Consider the following 14,787-nt stretch of genomic DNA (forward strand, 5'->3'; position numbering starts at 1 on the left):
TGCGGGCGCTCGATGGTGCTCACGTTCAGACTTCCTCGTCCGGTCGGCTGGCTAGGCTCTCCCACGGTAGCAATTGAACTCGGCATCTCGTCTAGATATCCAAAGGAGTACACATGGCCGCCCTTCCTCCCGGCGTGCTCGGCTCGCTGGACCCCACCAGTGACCGGGCCGTGTTCCGGCAGATCGCTGACCAGCTGAGGGAGGCCATCGACAAGGGAAGCTTCGCCGAGGGCTCCAAGCTGCCGTCGGAATCGGAGCTGGTGGAGCACTTCGGTGTCTCGCGGATGACCGTCCGGAACTCGCTCTCCGTACTCCAGGGCGAGGGGCTGGTGTCGTCGGAGCACGGCAAGGGCGTCTTCGTGCGGCCTCGGCCTCCCGTGCGACGTCTGGCATCCGACCGGTTCGCCCGTCGTCACCGCGAGCAGGGGAAGTCCGCCTTCACGGTGGAGGCGGAAGCTGCCGGCAGTCGTCCCGAGGTGGACAACCTGGAGGTCAAGGAGGAGCGACCGAGCACGGATATCTCCGCGCGGCTGGGTGCTCCGCGGCGTGTGCTGGCTCGTCGGCGCCGGTACCTGCTGGACGGTCGCCCGGTGGAGTTCGCTACCTCGTACCTGCCGCTGGACCTCGCGCGGGACACTCCGATCGCCCAGCCCAACCCCGGCCCCGGTGGCATCTACGCCCGACTGGAAGAGCTGGGTCACCACCTGGACCACTTCGAGGAGGAGATCCGTGCGCGGATGCCCTCTCCGCAGGAGGTCAAGACGCTGCGGCTCGGCTCCGGCGTCCCGGTCATTCACCTCATCCGCACCGCGTTCGACACCAAGGGGCGAGCGGTCGAGGTGTGCGACACGGTGATGGCTGCTGACGCCTACGTCCTGAACTACCAGCTGCCTGCTACCTAACGGCCGCCGGGGCGCGGGATGGTGACGGAGCCTCGGATGAAGCGCGCTGCGCGAGAACTTGTACACACCGACAGGCATACTCGTATAGACGAGTGGGCAAGATGTGTGGCACAGTGATCACGTTCGCTGCACGCCCCGGCGGGCGGTCGCTACTCGTATAGACGAGTAGATGGCTGCCGGGTGCCGGGTAGACCTCAAGGAGAGACAACCGTGCGTTCCATCCGAGTCGAGACCTCCACCGCCACGATCCTGCTGACCGAAGCCCCTGAGCCGAAGGTCCGCGACCGACAGACCGGCGAGGTGGCCAAGGACGCCGTGAGCGGTGAGGCGCTGATGAAGGTCGGCGTCGTCTACATCGACGAGGGCGAGTCCTCGCTCATCCACGTCACCGTGCCGGAGAGCGGCGTGACGGAGGGCCTGACCCTGGGCTCGCCCGTCGCGCTCCCCGGACTGATCGCCCGCCCGTGGGAGTCGGTCTTCAACGGCCAGCAGCGGCACGGCATCGCCTACCGCGCGGCTGCCGTCACCGTTGGTGCCATGCCGGCCGCGGCGGATGCGGCGGCCTGACGTGTCCGACCTGTCGACGCTTCTGGAGTTGGGCGGCCCCCTCGTCGCACTCGGCGGCGGGGCCGCCTGGGCCCGCTCCCAGCGCCCGGACATCTACTGGTCCACGGTGGGCCTCCCGATGTCCGCCGGACGCCTGCTGACCTCGTACGGGTCGGTCATGGAGGCGTGCGGACTGACGGTTGCGCCGTCCCGCCTTCGGGCGCTGGCGGTCCGGGTCACCACACGGCGGGAAGTGCGCCCCGTCCCTCCGCGCCGGGGCCTCATCCGGCCCACCCCCACGGGCATGCGGCTACGGCTTCGGCTCGCTCCCGGACAGGAGCCGGCAGACGTCGCGGCCTCCGCAGAAAGGCTTCGTCACGCCTGGGGCGTGCACGGGGTGTACGTGACCCCGGTCAAGCCCGGTGTGGTCGAGCTGCGGCTGGTCGGCTTCGACGTCCTGGGCAAGGTCCGGATGCCGAAGGCTCCAGGTGCTGACCTGCTGCGTGTACCGGTCGCGCTTCGGGAGGACGCCACCGCTTTCGTACGCGACTACCTGGCCATCCCGCACCAACTCACCCTCGGAGCAACGCTCTCCGGCAAGTCCATGTACCTGCGCAACCTGATCAGGGGCCTTGCCCACCAGCCGGTGGCCCTGGTCGGCATCGACTGCAAGCGCGGCGTGGAACTGGCGCCTTTCGCCCCGCGGCTGTCCGCCCTGGCCACGAACCCGGACGAGGCCGCCGAGCTGCTGCCCACGCTGGTCAAGGAAATGGAGGACCGCTACGACCTGATCAAGGCCCGGCAAGGCATCACGCCGGACACCCCGGACGAGGAGATCACCTCCGACATCTGGGGCCTGCCCGAGCACCAACGCCCCGTACCGATCGTGATGTTCGTTGACGAGGTGGCCGAACTCTTCCTCACCGCGACGCGCAAGGACGAGGAACGGCGGGACGAGATGGTCACCCAGCTCATCCGCCTCGCCCAGCTCGGCCGCGCCGCCGGCATCTACCTGGAGGTCTGCGGCCAGCGCTTCGGTGCCGAACTCGGCAAGGGCGCCACCATGCTCCGGGCCCAGCTCTCCGGCCGCGTCTGCCACCGCGTCAACGACGAAGCCTCGGCGAAGATGGCCCTCGGCGACATCGCCCCGGAAGCCGTCGACGCCGCCTGCACCATCGCTCCCGAGCGTCCCGGCCTCGCCGTCGCCGGGGACACCTCCGGCGGCTGGTCCCGCATCCGTACGCCGTACCTGTCGCTCACCGACGCGGCAGCCACCTGCCGGGACTCCGCACACCTCGTACCGGACGTGCCCGCCCTCGACCGCTTCCGCCCGGCTGCCCGTCCGGCACCGGCTGCTCCTGACTCGCCGCTGATCAAGCCGCGACCCGTCACCGACTGACCCCACACCCCATTCGGTCGGCGCGACCTCACCGCGCCATGTCCCTACCCCGCCATGCCCAAAACCCGAGCCGCACGAGTCGTACGAAAGGAGACCCGCGATGCGCCGCTATGTGGCCCGGCTCGACGCCGTACTGATCCAAGCGGTGATCGCTGGAGCGCTGTCCTTCTCCCACCTGCACGACCTGGCCGCAGCCGCCGGACAACAGGGCTGGAAAGCCTGGGCGTACCCGATCTCGGTTGACCTGCTCCTGGTCGCGGCCTGGCGCCGACTGCGCTCGGGGCACGGCACGGCGCCCGGCTGGTGCTGGTTCCTGACAGCGCTCGTCGCCTCGCTCGGCGCCAACATCGCCACCGCCGGTCTCCTCGACCTGACCGACGTACCGGCCTGGCTCCGCATCGTCGTTGCCGGATGGCCGGCCGTGGCCTTCCTCGGCGGGACACTCCTTGCCCACGCCCCGAAGCCGGAGGGTGAGGAGGAAGAAGCCCAGGAGGTCGTCAGCCTCGCTGACTCTGAGGCCCAGCCTCCGACGGTCCACCTCGACTCTCCGCCGGAACCGCTGCCCTCCAAGCCCGTGGCCCCGGAGCCCGAGCCAGTAGCTGCCCCGGCCTCAGCCCCCGCCCCTCAGCCGGTCGCTGCCCCTTCGTCGACCCCGGTCCCTGCCGCCTTGGTCGAGCACGCCCGCAAGGTCGCCGCCACGCACCGGGACCGCACCGGCGAACCCATCGACACCGACACCCTGCGCGCCCGGCTCGGCGTCCCGTCGGCCCTCGCCCAGCAGATCGCGACTCAACTCACCTGATCCCACAACAACGGAGGACCCGCCATGTTCGGCAACCGGAAGTTCCGTCGCGTCACCCGCACCGGCCCTGTGCAGGTCGGCACCGCCTATGACAACCGCGGCCGTGAGAAGCACACCGCCGCCTGCACGGCCCCGCGTTGCGGCTTCTCCGCCGAGTACGACTCCCGGGCCGCCGCTGAGCTGGCCGCCCGTACGCACCGCTGCCCCGCCCACTGACAGGAGTACTCCACCGTGACCGTCTCGCTGCCGCTCGTCCTGGTCCTCGGCGTCATCGCCTGGGCCGCAGTGAAGTTCCTCGGCGTCCGCATCTGGGTCGTCGTGGTGATCGCCCTCTTCGGCTTCTACCTCAGCCAGACGTTCCTGGCCCCCGCGATCGACTCCGGGACGCGTACCGGAGTCGGGGTCATCAACGACACCTCGCGCTGATCGGCCTGCCGGGGCGGCCTCGATACCGCCAAGCATCCACCGCCCCGGCAGGCGCGGCCTCTCCCGACCTTCAGTCGAAAGGACACTCCCATTCCTACCGGACACGCCCCGCCTCCGCTGGCAGCCCTGGGCGCGCTCGCCTCTACGGGCCGCCTGCCCGCCCTCGCCCGCCAGCTCAGCACCCTCGGCGGCTGCACCCGCCCAATCCGGCTGGAAGGCCACCGCACCGAACACGCCCTCAACCCCGCAACCGGTGAGATCGGCGCCGTCCTGCACCGACTGGACTCCACCGACCTTCCGGCCGGGCAGCTGCTGACCCGCTGCAACAACCGCCGCGCCACCCGCTGCGCAGCCTGTGCCGAGGTCTACCGCCGCGACACCTACCAGCTCATCACCGCCGGTCTGCGCGGCGGCAAGGGCAAACCCGACACCGTCACCACGCACCCCCGCGTCTTCGCCACCTTCACCGCTCCCGGTTTCGGCCCCGTCCACAACCGCCCCACCAGCCGGGGCGTCGTGCGCAAGTGCCGGTGCGGCGTCCTGCACGACCAGGAGGACGAAGCCCTGGGCACGCCCCTGGACCCGGCTGCCTACGACTACGAAGCGGCGGTGCTGTGGAACGCACACGCCGGGATGCTCTGGCGGCGCTTCTCGATCTACCTGCGCCGCGAGATCGCCAAGCGCGCCGGCCTAACGCAGCGCGAGTTCCCCAACGTCGCCCGCGTCTCCTTCGCCAAGGTCGCCGAGTACCAGAAGCGCGGCGCGGTCCACTTCCACGCCGTTATCCGCATCGACGGCCCCGCCGGCGGCCACAGTGCGCCCCCGACCTGGGCCACGGTCGAGCTGCTGACCGACGCCATCGAAGCCGCTGCCGCCAAGGTCGAGGTGACCGGTCCCGTCATCGACGGTCGGGAATACAGCTTCGGCTTCGGCCGCCAGCTCGACATCCGTCCTATCCGCTCGTCGGCCTTCGACGGCTCGTCCGAGCTGACGGAGCGGGCCGTGGCGGGCTACATCGCCAAGTACGCCACCAAGGGCGCCGAGACCGCGACCGGCACCCTGGACCGCCCGCTGCGCTTCCTTGCCGAGCTGTCCTGGGCTCGGATCAGTGACCACGCCGAGCGCATGATCCGCACAGCGTGGACGCTCGGTGCCCGCAAGGACCTGGCGGACCTGAGGCTGCGGGCCTGGGCGCACATGCTCGGCTTCCGCGGCCACTTCTCGACCAAGACCCGGCACTACTCGACCACCCTCGGCGCCCTCCGCACCGCCCGCGCCGAGTGGCGCCGCCTCCAGGCCCTCGCCGCTCTGCCGGAGGACCAGCGACCCGCCACCCGTGACCAGGAAGACGAGGAGCCGACCACGTACGTCCTCGCCCACTGGGTCTTCGCCGGCACCGGCCTCACCCCCGGCGAGGAATGGCTATCCGCCTCGCTCGAACCCGCCCTCGGAACAGAAGGAGAGCCCACTCGATGAATCGGCCGACGACTGAGCGACTTCTCACCATCCCCGAGGTGGCCGAGCTTCTGGGGACGACGGAACGTTTCCCCCGACGTCTGGTCGCCGAGCGTCGCGTGACATACATCAAGGTCGGTCGGCACGTCCGCATCCCGGAAAGTGCTCTGGCCGACTTCATCGAGGCCAACACCATTCAGCCCGTACGGCGTCGTCGGGCCCGATACGGAAGGGTGGCGGCCTGATGGGGAACAGGAAGGGCACGCGTCGGCGGTTCGGTGCCGTACGCCAGTACCGCTCTGGCCGCTGGACCGCGAGCTACCGAGGACCTGACGGAGAAGAGTTCCGGGCACCGCAGACGTTCGAGACCAAGCGGGACGCCGAGATCTGGCTCTCCCAGGTAGAGGCTGATCTCACGCGCGGGAACTGGCAGGGCCCGGACGCGGGCGCGGTGAACTTCCAGGAGTACGCACTTCAATGGGTCGCCGAGCGCGGTCTCGCTGCGACGACGGATGAGCTGTACCGGCGGCTGCTCCGTCTGCACATACTGCCGACCTTCGGGGACCGGGACCTGGATGAGATCACCGCGCCCCGCGTCCGTACTTGGCGGACCGAGCGGCTGGCGACCACAGAGGCCCCGACGACCATCGCCAAGGCCTACCGGCTGCTTAAGGCGATCATGGAGACCGCCGTCGATGACGAGCTGATCCGTCGGAACCCCTGCCGGATCAAGGGAGCTGGTAAGGAGTCGTCCGCCGAACGTCAGATCGCCACCGTCGCTCAGGTGGACGCGCTCGCCGATGCGGTCGGGCCCCGGTGGCGGCTGATGGTCTTCCTTGGTGCGTACGGGCCCATGCGGCCGGAGGAACAGGCGGAGCTCCGGCGCAAGGACGTGGACCTGGAGGCGATGACCATTCGCGTCCGTCAGGCCGCGCCCGAGCTGACCACGGGCAAGCGGGCTCTCGGCGACACCAAGTCCGAGGCGGGCAAGCGGATCGTCGTCCTGCCGGCCTTTCTCCGTACCGATCTGCGGCGTCACCTGGACTGGTACGCCGAGAAGGACAAGGGAGCGGAAGGGCTGCTCTTTGTGGGGGAGAAGGGGAAGCCGTTCCGGCGCTCCACCTTCGGCCGGAAATGGCGGAAGGCGCGGGAGCGGGTCGGCATGCCGGAGGGCTTTCGCTTCTACGACCTTCGTCACACGGGGCACACCCTCTCGACGCGCTCCGGGGCGACGCTGAAGGACACGATGGTGCGGGCCGGACAGTCCTCGACCAGAGCCGCGCTGATCTATCAGCACTCGGATGTCGAGCGTCAACAGGAAGTCGCCGGCGGGCTGGATGATCTCGTGCGGGCCGAACGACGGAAGGGTGCCAGTCCCCGTGCTGAGCAGGCCGGTGACGGCCCTTCTGGTGCGAATCTGGTGCGCGACGCTTGAGCCGGTCTAGACAACGAACAAGGCCCAGGTCTCTGACCTGGGCCTCAACTCTGGAGCGGGTGACGGGAATCGAACCCGCGCTCTGAGCTTGGGAAGCTCATGTTCTACCATTAAACTACACCCGCGTGACCGCCTGATCTTGCAGGGCGGTGCATCGTCGCACACTGTACCCCATCCCTCGCCTCCGGTGCATTTGGCCGTGAGGCTTTTGTCATGTCCGGGGGCGGCGCGGGGGTCGTATGCGGGGTGCGGGCCGCGGGAGTTGAGGCGTACGGTGGGGACTCTTCCCGCGTTCGGAGTGCCGCCTGGGAGTGCGCCCAGTTCATCCCCTAATGTGGCTTTTGTTGTCCATGCGTTTGGGAGAGGGACTTGATGGAGCGCACCGTCGTCCGTTGTGCCGAGGGGCACGTGTTCAGCACCGCTTCGTTCCCCATGCAGACCACCGACCGGCTCGGTCCCGGTCGGCTGCTGCGGTGCCCGCGCTGTGCGCGGCTGCGTCACGCGGTCCCTGTGCAGATGGAGAAGCGCTAAAGAGGACGTGAGGGCCCGGCCCCCTTGGAGGGGCGGGGCCCTCACGGCTGTCCGGGGGCTGCCGGGGGCTGTCGGGGAGCTGTCCCGGGGCCGGACGGGCCGGGGCGGCACGGGGCGGGAAGGCGGGGAGGAAGCGGGATGCGGAGCCCCGGGTACCGGACGCGTATCCTCGTGGCGTGCTTCTCTCAGACAAGGACATCCGGGCCGAGATCGACGCGGGCCGGGTGCGTATCGATCCCTACGACGAGTCGATGGTCCAGCCGTCGAGTATTGATGTGCGCCTCGATCGGTACTTCCGAGTGTTCGAGAACCACCGGTACCCGCACATCGACCCCGCCGTCGAGCAGCCCGACCTGACGCGCGAGGTCGTGCCCGAGGAGGACGAGTGCTTCATCCTGCACCCGGGCGAATTCGTGCTGGCCTCGACGTACGAGGTCATCACGCTGCCTGAGGACATCGCCTCCCGGCTCGAGGGCAAGAGCTCGCTGGGACGGCTGGGGCTGCTGACGCACTCGACCGCCGGGTTCATCGACCCCGGTTTCAGCGGCCACGTCACGCTGGAGCTGAGCAACGTCGCGACGCTGCCGATGAAGCTGTGGCCGGGCATGAAGATCGGGCAGCTGTGCATGTTCCGGCTGACGTCGCCGGCCGAGTTCCCGTACGGGTCGGAGCGCTACGGCTCCCGCTACCAGGGGCAGCGCGGGCCGACGCCCTCGCGGTCGTACAAGAATTTCCACCGTACGCAGGTCTGATGACCGTACGGCGGCGGGGGAGAGCAGTGGCCCGGCGGTGCGCTCGCAGGGGAGCCGCGCCGCGGGGCGGGATCGCTAGAGGGCTGAGAGAGATACGTGACTGACGTCCGGGAAAATCTGACGTACGAGCGCTTCGGTGTCGCCATCCGCGAGCTGGCGCAGACCATCGCCGACGACGGGTACGAGCCCGACATCGTGCTGAGCATCGCGCGCGGTGGCGTGTTCGTCGCCGGCGGTCTGGCGTACGCGCTGGACTGCAAGAACATCCACCTCGTGAACGTGGAGTTCTACACGGGCGTCGGCGAGACGCTGGAGATGCCGGTCATGCTGGCCCCGGTGCCGAACGCGATCGACTTCTCCGACAAGAAGGTGCTCATCGCCGATGACGTCGCCGACACCGGGAAGACGCTGAAGCTGGTGCACGACTTCTGCCAGGGGAACGTGGCCGAGGTGCGCAGCGCGGTGATCTACGAGAAGTCGCAGTCGCTGGTGAAGTGCGAGTACGTCTGGCAGCGCACGGACGACTGGATCAACTTCCCGTGGAGCGTCGAGCCGCCGGTCGTCCGGCGCGAGGGCCAGGTCCTCGACGCCTGAGAGCCCATCCCCCTTACCGGGGGCTCGCTTTTTCCTTGAGGGTCAACTACCCGCTCCTGTGTGCCGGTTGAGGTGCATGGCGAATTCGGGCCAATCCTGTGCCGGGTGTTCCGCCGGGATCTACCTACGAGTAGAAACCGGCGGTAACAGCAGACCGGAGGGGAGGCCCAATGGTGCGTGCGAGACGAGGGCGGCGGCTGGTGACCGCAGCCGCCGCCGTGATGGTGCTGACCGGCGGTACGGCCGTCGCCGGTACGGGGACGAGCGTGGCGGCGCAGCCGCCGTACGGGGCGCGGGCCGTCGCGGAGAGCAAGCCGCTGCCGCCCGAGCTGGAGAAGATCCGGGCCCAGGAGGCCGCCGAACTCTACGGTGACCCGGCCGAACGGCCGCTGGACCAGCGCAAGACCTCGCTGATCTCGCTGGGCGACAGCGAGATCTCGGGCGAGGGCGTCGGGACGTACGAACCGGGGACCGACGGGCCGGACAACTGGTGCCACCGGTCGCCGGACGCGGCCATCCACCGGACCGGCATCGCCGCGGACGTGACGTACAACGTCTCCTGCTCGGGTGCGTACACCGGGAACATCAAGGCCGGCGGCAGCAAGCAGTACGCCGATGAGCTGGTGCAGAGCGACAGCCTGGCGATCAAGGCCCGGAACACCCGGCTGAAGATGGTCGTGCTGGTGGCCGGGGCCAACGACGACCTGCAGTTCGGGCCGGTGATGACGGACTGCGTCACCCGCTGGCTGACGCTGCAGGGGACCTGCGAGCCGAAGTACGCGCCGGGGTGGCAGGCGCGGGTGGACGGGCTGGTGCCCAAGGTCGAGCAGACCGTCGGCGACCTGCGGGCGGTGATGCGGGACGCCGGGTACGCGGACGGCGCCTACAAGCTCGTGGTGATGGGCTACCCGAGCCCGATCGGCCCCGATATCGAGGACAACCCGGACTACCCGGGGAAGCTGCCGGGCGGGTGCACGGGGTACACCTCCGACTCGGCGTGGGGGCGCAACGCCGCCGTGCCCGCCTTCGAGAAGGGCATGCGGAAGGCGGCGCGGGACTCGGGAGCCGTGTACCTGGACAACTCGCGGCTCTTTCACGGGCACGAGGTGTGCATGGAGAACCCTTGGGCGCGCGGTCTCTACGTCGACCTCTCGAACCCGTTCCCGCCGGACGCCAACTCCGTACGGCAGTCCTTCCACCCGAACGCGCGCGGGCACGCCGCCTTCGCCTCCTGCCTGACCCAGCTCTACGCCTCCGGTCTGCGCGAGGCGTCCTGCGCCGACCCGGCCGGCACGGGGAAGCCCGAGCTGTACGCCGGGGCGTGGGACGACGCCTTCAGACCGCTGAAGAACGCCGGTACGGGGAGCTGTGTGGACGCGACCGGCGGCAGCTCGCGCAACGGTACGAGCGTCGGCGGCTGGGACTGCAACGGTCAGCGGAACCAGGGCTGGTGGTACGACAGCGGCCGGCGGTCGGTGCACGTGGAGCTGACGCAGGACCGGTGCCTGGATGTGCCGGGAGCGAAGTACCAGGCCGGGGCCGGTCTGGTGCTGTGGAACTGCTCGGGCGCGGCCAATCAGCGGTTCGTGAAGGACGGGCAGACCCTCCGTCCGGAGGCCGCCCGTGATCTGTGTCTGACGTTGGCCTCGGCGAAGGACGCGCTGCGGCTGCAGAAGTGTGAGGGAGCGGCTACGCAGCGTTTCACGTGAAACAACGCGGGCCGAGCGGGAGTTCAGCCCGACGGTTGAGCCCCGGCCCGTACGCGACAGGGCCCCGTTCCCTCGGGAACGGGGCCCTGCCGCAGGATGTGTCGCCGACGCGAGCGGCGGTCGCCGCTGTCGCTACAGCGTGCCCAGCTTCACCAGGGCCAGCAGCGCGACCAGCTGGATCGCGGAGGCGCCGAGCGCCTTCGGCCAGGGCAGGTCGTGCGACCGGCGGACCATCGTGGTGAAGAGATAGGCGGCGGCGAGCCAGGTCAGCCAGCCGATGACCTGCACGAACGTGCTGTCGCCGCCCAGGAACATCGCGAAGAGCAGACGCGGCGCGTCCGTGATCGACATGATCAGCATGGACAGGCCGATGGTCGGCTGCCAGGCCCCGTCGCCGCCGAGCTGTCGCGCGAGGGTGTGCGTCACGGCCCCCAGGATCAGCCCGCCGATCACGAACATCACGCCGGTGATCAGCACCCACGGGATGCTCTGGGAGAGCGTGGCGTTGAGCACGTCCTCGCGGGCGGTGTCGAAGCCGAAGACCGCCAGCAGGCCGTAGATGAAGGTCACGATGAGGGCCGGGACCCACACCGCGTAGTCGCGCATCTGCCAGAAGGTCGCGTCGGGCCGGCGGACGATGCCGGTCAGCAGCTCCTTCCACGGCAGGCGCGGACCGGCCGGCGCCGCTGTCTGCCCGGCCTGGTAGGTGTGGCCGCCGCTGTACTGGCCGTCCCCGTACCCGTCGTTGCCGTACTGGTCGCCGTAGGCGTCCGGCGCCTCACCCACGCTGAACTGCTGGGTGTGGCCCGGCGCGTCCGGGCGGGGGGCGCTGCCGTAGGGCGACTGCTGCGGGGCGTGCCCCGGGTCGCCGAAGTACTCGGGCTCGCCGTGCGGCCCGGTGCCCTGGCCGCCGCCGTGCGCGCCGTGCTGCTGCCACTGTCCCTGAGCGGGGGGCGGCGCCTGCCGGCCGTACGGTGCCTGCTGCTGACCGTAAGGCGCCTGGCCGTACGGGGCAGGCTGACCGTAAGGAGCCTGCTGACCGTACGGGGCCTGGCCCTGCTGCCCCTGCTGCGCGGTGCCGGAGTTCCGCCCGCGACCCATCCTGAATCCAGCCACGGTTCGAACGTACCTGGTCCCGACGGCCCGCAGGTGGGAGAGAGCGGACAGGACGGGCATTGCTGCCGACCTGTGACATCCCCTAGGGGCTCCCCGGCGGGGCAGGGACGCGGGCTCAGCCCGTCACGAAGGAACCGAACTGCGGCTGTCCCGTGGTCGGCACACCCACCGCACTCGGAGCCACCGACCGGGCACCCGCTGTACCAATACGGGCCCCGTCCGACAGCAGCGAGACGACCGATCCATTGCCGTCGTTCTCGTAACTGGCGCCGACCGTCAGATCGGCCTTGCTGTCCCCGTCGATGTCGGAGAGGAAGACTTCGCCGCCGAAGAAGTCCGTCTTCTCGGAGGCGCCGGGAACGCCCGGGGTGTCCTGGTGGAAGTACTGGACGCCGTGTGCGGTGTCGATGCCGGACGGGGAGCCACGCAGCACGGTGACGGAACCGGTGTCGGTGACGCCGTCGATGTCCTCGCCGCCCGCGCCGATCGCCAGGTCCTGCCTGCCGTCACCGTCGATGTCACCGAGCGACACCTCGTACCCGAAGACGTCACCGCGCTCCGAGTTGCCGGGCACCGCGCCGGTCTCCTGGGTGATGGTGTCCATCCGGCTGGTGGGGCCGCTCGCCGAGCCGTAGATGACGTTGACCTTGCCGCCCTTCGTGCTGCCGGGTACGGAGTCGTCCCAGTGCACGCCGGTGACCAGGTCGCCGTAGCCGTCACCGTCCGTGTCCCCGATGGCGGTGATGATGCCGGCGGGCAGCTCGCGCATGCCGGAGGTGGACGGGCCGCTGCCCGACCCGGGCAGGTAGTAATTGGCGTCGTAGTGGTTGTCGCCCTGCGGGGTTTCCTGGAAGCCGTTGACGACCACGTCCGTACGCCCGTCCCCGTTGACCCGGCCCGCGGTGAGGGTGCGGATGCCGGCGTCGGACCGGCCGAGGATCGGGAGCTTAACCGCCGCCTTGGCGCCAGGAACGCCCGCCGTGCTGAAGCCGCCCTTGAGGACGCGGAGCGTCGCGGAGGTGGTGCCGACGGCCAGGTCGGCCTTCTTGTCCCCGTCGAAGTCGCCCGCGGCCAGTGCGTTGCCGAAGCGGTCGTGCTTGGTCGGGGCCGGGTCGGGGACCGTGGCCGTGCGCGTGATGCCGCCGGCCGCGCCCCACAGGATCTGCACGGTGCCGCCGTCGGTGTCGCCCGAGACGTCCTCGTACGGGGCGCTGACGGCGAGGTCCGCGTAACCGTCGGAGTTGAAGTCACCGGCGGAGGTGGCCAGGCCGAACATGTCACCGGTCTCCGCGGCGCCCTGGACGCCCGCGGTGTCCTGGGTGAAGGTGGCGTGCCGGCCGGCGGAGACGCCGGTGGCCGAGCCGTACAGGATCGTGACCGCGCCGGCGTCCTTGTGGCCCGCGACGGTGGCCCCGGGCGCGGAGACGGCGAGGTCACGGTAGCCGTCGCCGTTGAAGTCGCCCTGTAAACCGCTGCCGGCGGCGGCCGCGGGGCCGGTGGTGAGGGTGAGCAGACCGCCGGCCAGGGCCGCGGCGGTCGCGGCGGCCAGAGCCGTACGAAGGTGCTTGGGCACGCTGTTCTCCTGCTGCATGCGGGACGCAGCCGCGTCCCGTCCGGATGAGGGCCGTCCGCCGTCGTGCGTCACCGGCCATATCCCGGGAGTTCGACGGCAGTTGGCGATCACAAGACCCGCGAGGGGGCGCGAGGGTTGCACGCGGAATGCCCGGCGCCGCGGCCGTGCGGGCCGTGGCGCCCCTGCTCACTCCGTGAAGGCGGCCGTGCTGAAGGTCACCGTCGGGCCGGCCGCGAAGCCGGTGGCCGTGCCCCGGTGGACGGTGATGGCGTCGCGGGTGCCGTGGACGGTGCGGAGGACCAGGTCGGCGCGGCCGTCGTGGTCGAAGTCGGTGAGCCGGACCACCGTGGGGTGTGCGTCGACGGGCATGCCGGGGGCCTGCGGGACGGGCTGCTCGCGATCCGGACGGAGGCCGGTGGCCGAGCCCGGGAGGAACACGGGACGGTGCGTGCCGCCCGAGACGACCAGGTCCGTACGGCCGTCGCCCGTCACGTCCCCGGCGGCGACCGACTGCCCCGCCACCGCGACGGACGCGCTGCGCGGGGCGCGCGTGCCGATGCCGTAGCGCACGGCGAGCCGGTCGCCCGTGGCGACCACCGCGTCGACCGAGGCGCCGCCGTCGAACCGGCCGAACGCCGTCCCGAACCCCGCCGGCAGCGCGGCACCCGCCGTGTCCGGCCCCCGTGCGCCGCCCAGCGCCAGCCGGCCCTTCGCGTTGCGGCCCGTCGCCCCCGACCGTACGAGCAGGTCATCGGCGCCGTCGCGGTCCACGTCGACCGGCGCCGGCAGTCCCACGGGCACCGTTCCGGGCATGTCCAGCGGCGCGCCGGCCCCCTTGGGCGCGCCCTGCCGCGTGAACGGGCCGCGCAGGAAGCTCGCCCGCGGCCCGGACGCGGTGACGGCCAGGTCCTGTGCGCCGTCGCCGTCGAAGTCGCCGCAGACGGGCCGGTCGGGCCACTCGTTGCCGAACCGGGCCCGGTCCGGGATGCGCAGCTTCACGGCGCGCGCGGTCAGCCCGGCCGGGGAGCCGAACAGGATCTGTACGGGGACCGGCGGCCTGCCCTGGCCGTCGTACGGCGGGTCCGTGCTGACCACCAGGTCGGTGAAGCCGTCGCCGTCCAGGTCGCAGGCGGCCTCGGCGTCGAAGACGGCCGGCGCCACGCCCTTCGTGGGGGCGGCGTGCCGGGCCGGGGTGAGGAGCCGGCGTACCGCGGGGTCGAGGCCGTGCTCCGAGCCGTAGACGATGCCGATGCCGGGATCGTCGTCGTGGCTGTCGTCGGGGTTGAGCAGGGTGTCCAGCACCAGGTCGGGGTGACCGTCGCCGTTGAAGTCGTCGGCGATCTCGCTGCCCTTGCCGTGCGGGACGGGCCGGGGCGGCGGGCCGGAAGCGGTGTGCCGGTCGGCCGACCGGCCGTCAGTGCCGCCCGCCGGGAGCAGGCCGCAGCCCGCCGCCAGCAGTGCGCAGCACAGCCCGGCTCCCGCCGCCCGTGCCGCTCGTGACCCTCGGTACCGCACTTCGCCCCCCAGCGCCCCACCCGTACCCGGCG

Annotated in this window: 15 protein-coding genes and 1 tRNA gene; 12 read left to right on the top strand and 4 right to left on the bottom strand. The window is 70.8% G+C overall.

Features of this window, described 5'->3' with window-relative positions; genetic code table 11:
* The first annotated feature begins 113 nt into the window (after window positions 1–113).
* The 9 genes from ACIGQF_RS33200 (at window position 114) to ACIGQF_RS33240 (ending at window position 6,965) form a co-directional block, all read left to right on the top strand.
* The gene (locus tag ACIGQF_RS33200; RefSeq protein WP_346096007.1) at window positions 114–902 is read left to right on the top strand and encodes a GntR family transcriptional regulator; all 789 of its coding nucleotides are present in this window, start codon (window positions 114–116) and stop codon (window positions 900–902) included.
* A gap of 210 nt (window positions 903–1,112) precedes the next feature.
* Window positions 1,113–1,469, top strand: coding sequence for a hypothetical protein (locus tag ACIGQF_RS33205; RefSeq protein WP_399718152.1), 357 nt, complete (start codon window positions 1,113–1,115; stop codon window positions 1,467–1,469).
* A 1-nt stretch (window position 1,470) separates the two neighbouring features.
* Window positions 1,471–2,847, top strand: coding sequence for an FtsK/SpoIIIE domain-containing protein (locus ACIGQF_RS33210; protein WP_399718155.1), 1,377 nt, complete (start codon window positions 1,471–1,473; stop codon window positions 2,845–2,847).
* 100 nt (window positions 2,848–2,947) lie between these two features.
* On the top strand, window positions 2,948–3,649 hold the full coding sequence (locus ACIGQF_RS33215) for a DUF2637 domain-containing protein (protein WP_399718158.1): 702 nt from the start codon (window positions 2,948–2,950) through the stop codon (window positions 3,647–3,649).
* Between the two features lie 24 nt (window positions 3,650–3,673).
* Complete coding sequence (locus ACIGQF_RS33220; protein WP_399718161.1) at window positions 3,674–3,865, top strand: mobile element transfer protein; 192 nt, start codon at window positions 3,674–3,676, stop codon at window positions 3,863–3,865.
* A gap of 15 nt (window positions 3,866–3,880) precedes the next feature.
* Window positions 3,881–4,075, top strand: coding sequence for a hypothetical protein (locus ACIGQF_RS33225; RefSeq protein WP_003979949.1), 195 nt, complete (start codon window positions 3,881–3,883; stop codon window positions 4,073–4,075).
* Between the two features lie 117 nt (window positions 4,076–4,192).
* Window positions 4,193–5,551: a replication initiator gene (locus tag ACIGQF_RS33230; RefSeq protein WP_399718393.1), complete on the top strand. Its 1,359-nt coding sequence runs from the start codon at window positions 4,193–4,195 to the stop codon at window positions 5,549–5,551.
* Window positions 5,548–5,775 carry a helix-turn-helix domain-containing protein gene (locus ACIGQF_RS33235; RefSeq protein WP_399718164.1) on the top strand — a complete coding sequence of 76 codons (228 nt, stop codon included), beginning with the start codon at window positions 5,548–5,550 and terminating at the stop codon, window positions 5,773–5,775. The genes ACIGQF_RS33230 and ACIGQF_RS33235 overlap by 4 nt, the downstream gene beginning before the upstream one ends.
* The gene (locus ACIGQF_RS33240; protein ID WP_399718167.1) at window positions 5,775–6,965 is read left to right on the top strand and encodes a tyrosine-type recombinase/integrase; all 1,191 of its coding nucleotides are present in this window, start codon (window positions 5,775–5,777) and stop codon (window positions 6,963–6,965) included. The genes ACIGQF_RS33235 and ACIGQF_RS33240 overlap by 1 nt, the downstream gene beginning before the upstream one ends.
* A gap of 51 nt (window positions 6,966–7,016) precedes the next feature.
* On the opposite strand, the gene ACIGQF_RS33245 is transcribed toward ACIGQF_RS33240, so the two are convergent.
* A tRNA-Gly gene (locus ACIGQF_RS33245) sits at window positions 7,017–7,090 on the bottom strand.
* A 582-nt stretch (window positions 7,091–7,672) separates the two neighbouring features.
* On the opposite strand from ACIGQF_RS33245, the gene dcd reads away from it, so the two are divergent.
* From dcd to ACIGQF_RS33260, 3 genes are all read left to right on the top strand, one after another.
* A complete protein-coding gene (dcd, locus tag ACIGQF_RS33250; RefSeq protein WP_399718170.1) occupies window positions 7,673–8,248 on the top strand; it encodes a dCTP deaminase in 576 nt (191 codons plus the stop codon).
* A gap of 96 nt (window positions 8,249–8,344) precedes the next feature.
* Window positions 8,345–8,842: a phosphoribosyltransferase gene (locus tag ACIGQF_RS33255; protein WP_361553628.1), complete on the top strand. Its 498-nt coding sequence runs from the start codon at window positions 8,345–8,347 to the stop codon at window positions 8,840–8,842.
* Between the two features lie 170 nt (window positions 8,843–9,012).
* Window positions 9,013–10,551, top strand: a complete 1,539-nt coding sequence (locus ACIGQF_RS33260; RefSeq protein WP_399718174.1) for a ricin-type beta-trefoil lectin domain protein — start codon at window positions 9,013–9,015, stop codon at window positions 10,549–10,551.
* Between the two features lie 132 nt (window positions 10,552–10,683).
* On the opposite strand, the gene ACIGQF_RS33265 is transcribed toward ACIGQF_RS33260, so the two are convergent.
* The 3 genes from ACIGQF_RS33265 to ACIGQF_RS33275 form a co-directional block, all read right to left on the bottom strand.
* Window positions 10,684–11,652: a Yip1 family protein gene (locus ACIGQF_RS33265; RefSeq protein ID WP_399718395.1), complete on the bottom strand. Its 969-nt coding sequence runs from the start codon at window positions 11,650–11,652 to the stop codon at window positions 10,684–10,686.
* Window positions 11,653–11,782: 130 nt separating this feature from the next.
* Window positions 11,783–13,240, bottom strand: coding sequence for an FG-GAP-like repeat-containing protein (locus ACIGQF_RS33270; RefSeq protein WP_399718177.1), 1,458 nt, complete (start codon window positions 13,238–13,240; stop codon window positions 11,783–11,785).
* A 186-nt stretch (window positions 13,241–13,426) separates the two neighbouring features.
* A complete protein-coding gene (locus ACIGQF_RS33275) occupies window positions 13,427–14,755 on the bottom strand; it encodes an FG-GAP repeat domain-containing protein (protein WP_399718179.1) in 1,329 nt (442 codons plus the stop codon).
* Window positions 14,756–14,787 lie beyond the last annotated feature (32 nt).

This window comes from Streptomyces sp. NPDC053560, from assembly GCF_044544605.1.
Classification (GTDB): domain Bacteria; phylum Actinomycetota; class Actinomycetes; order Streptomycetales; family Streptomycetaceae; genus Streptomyces.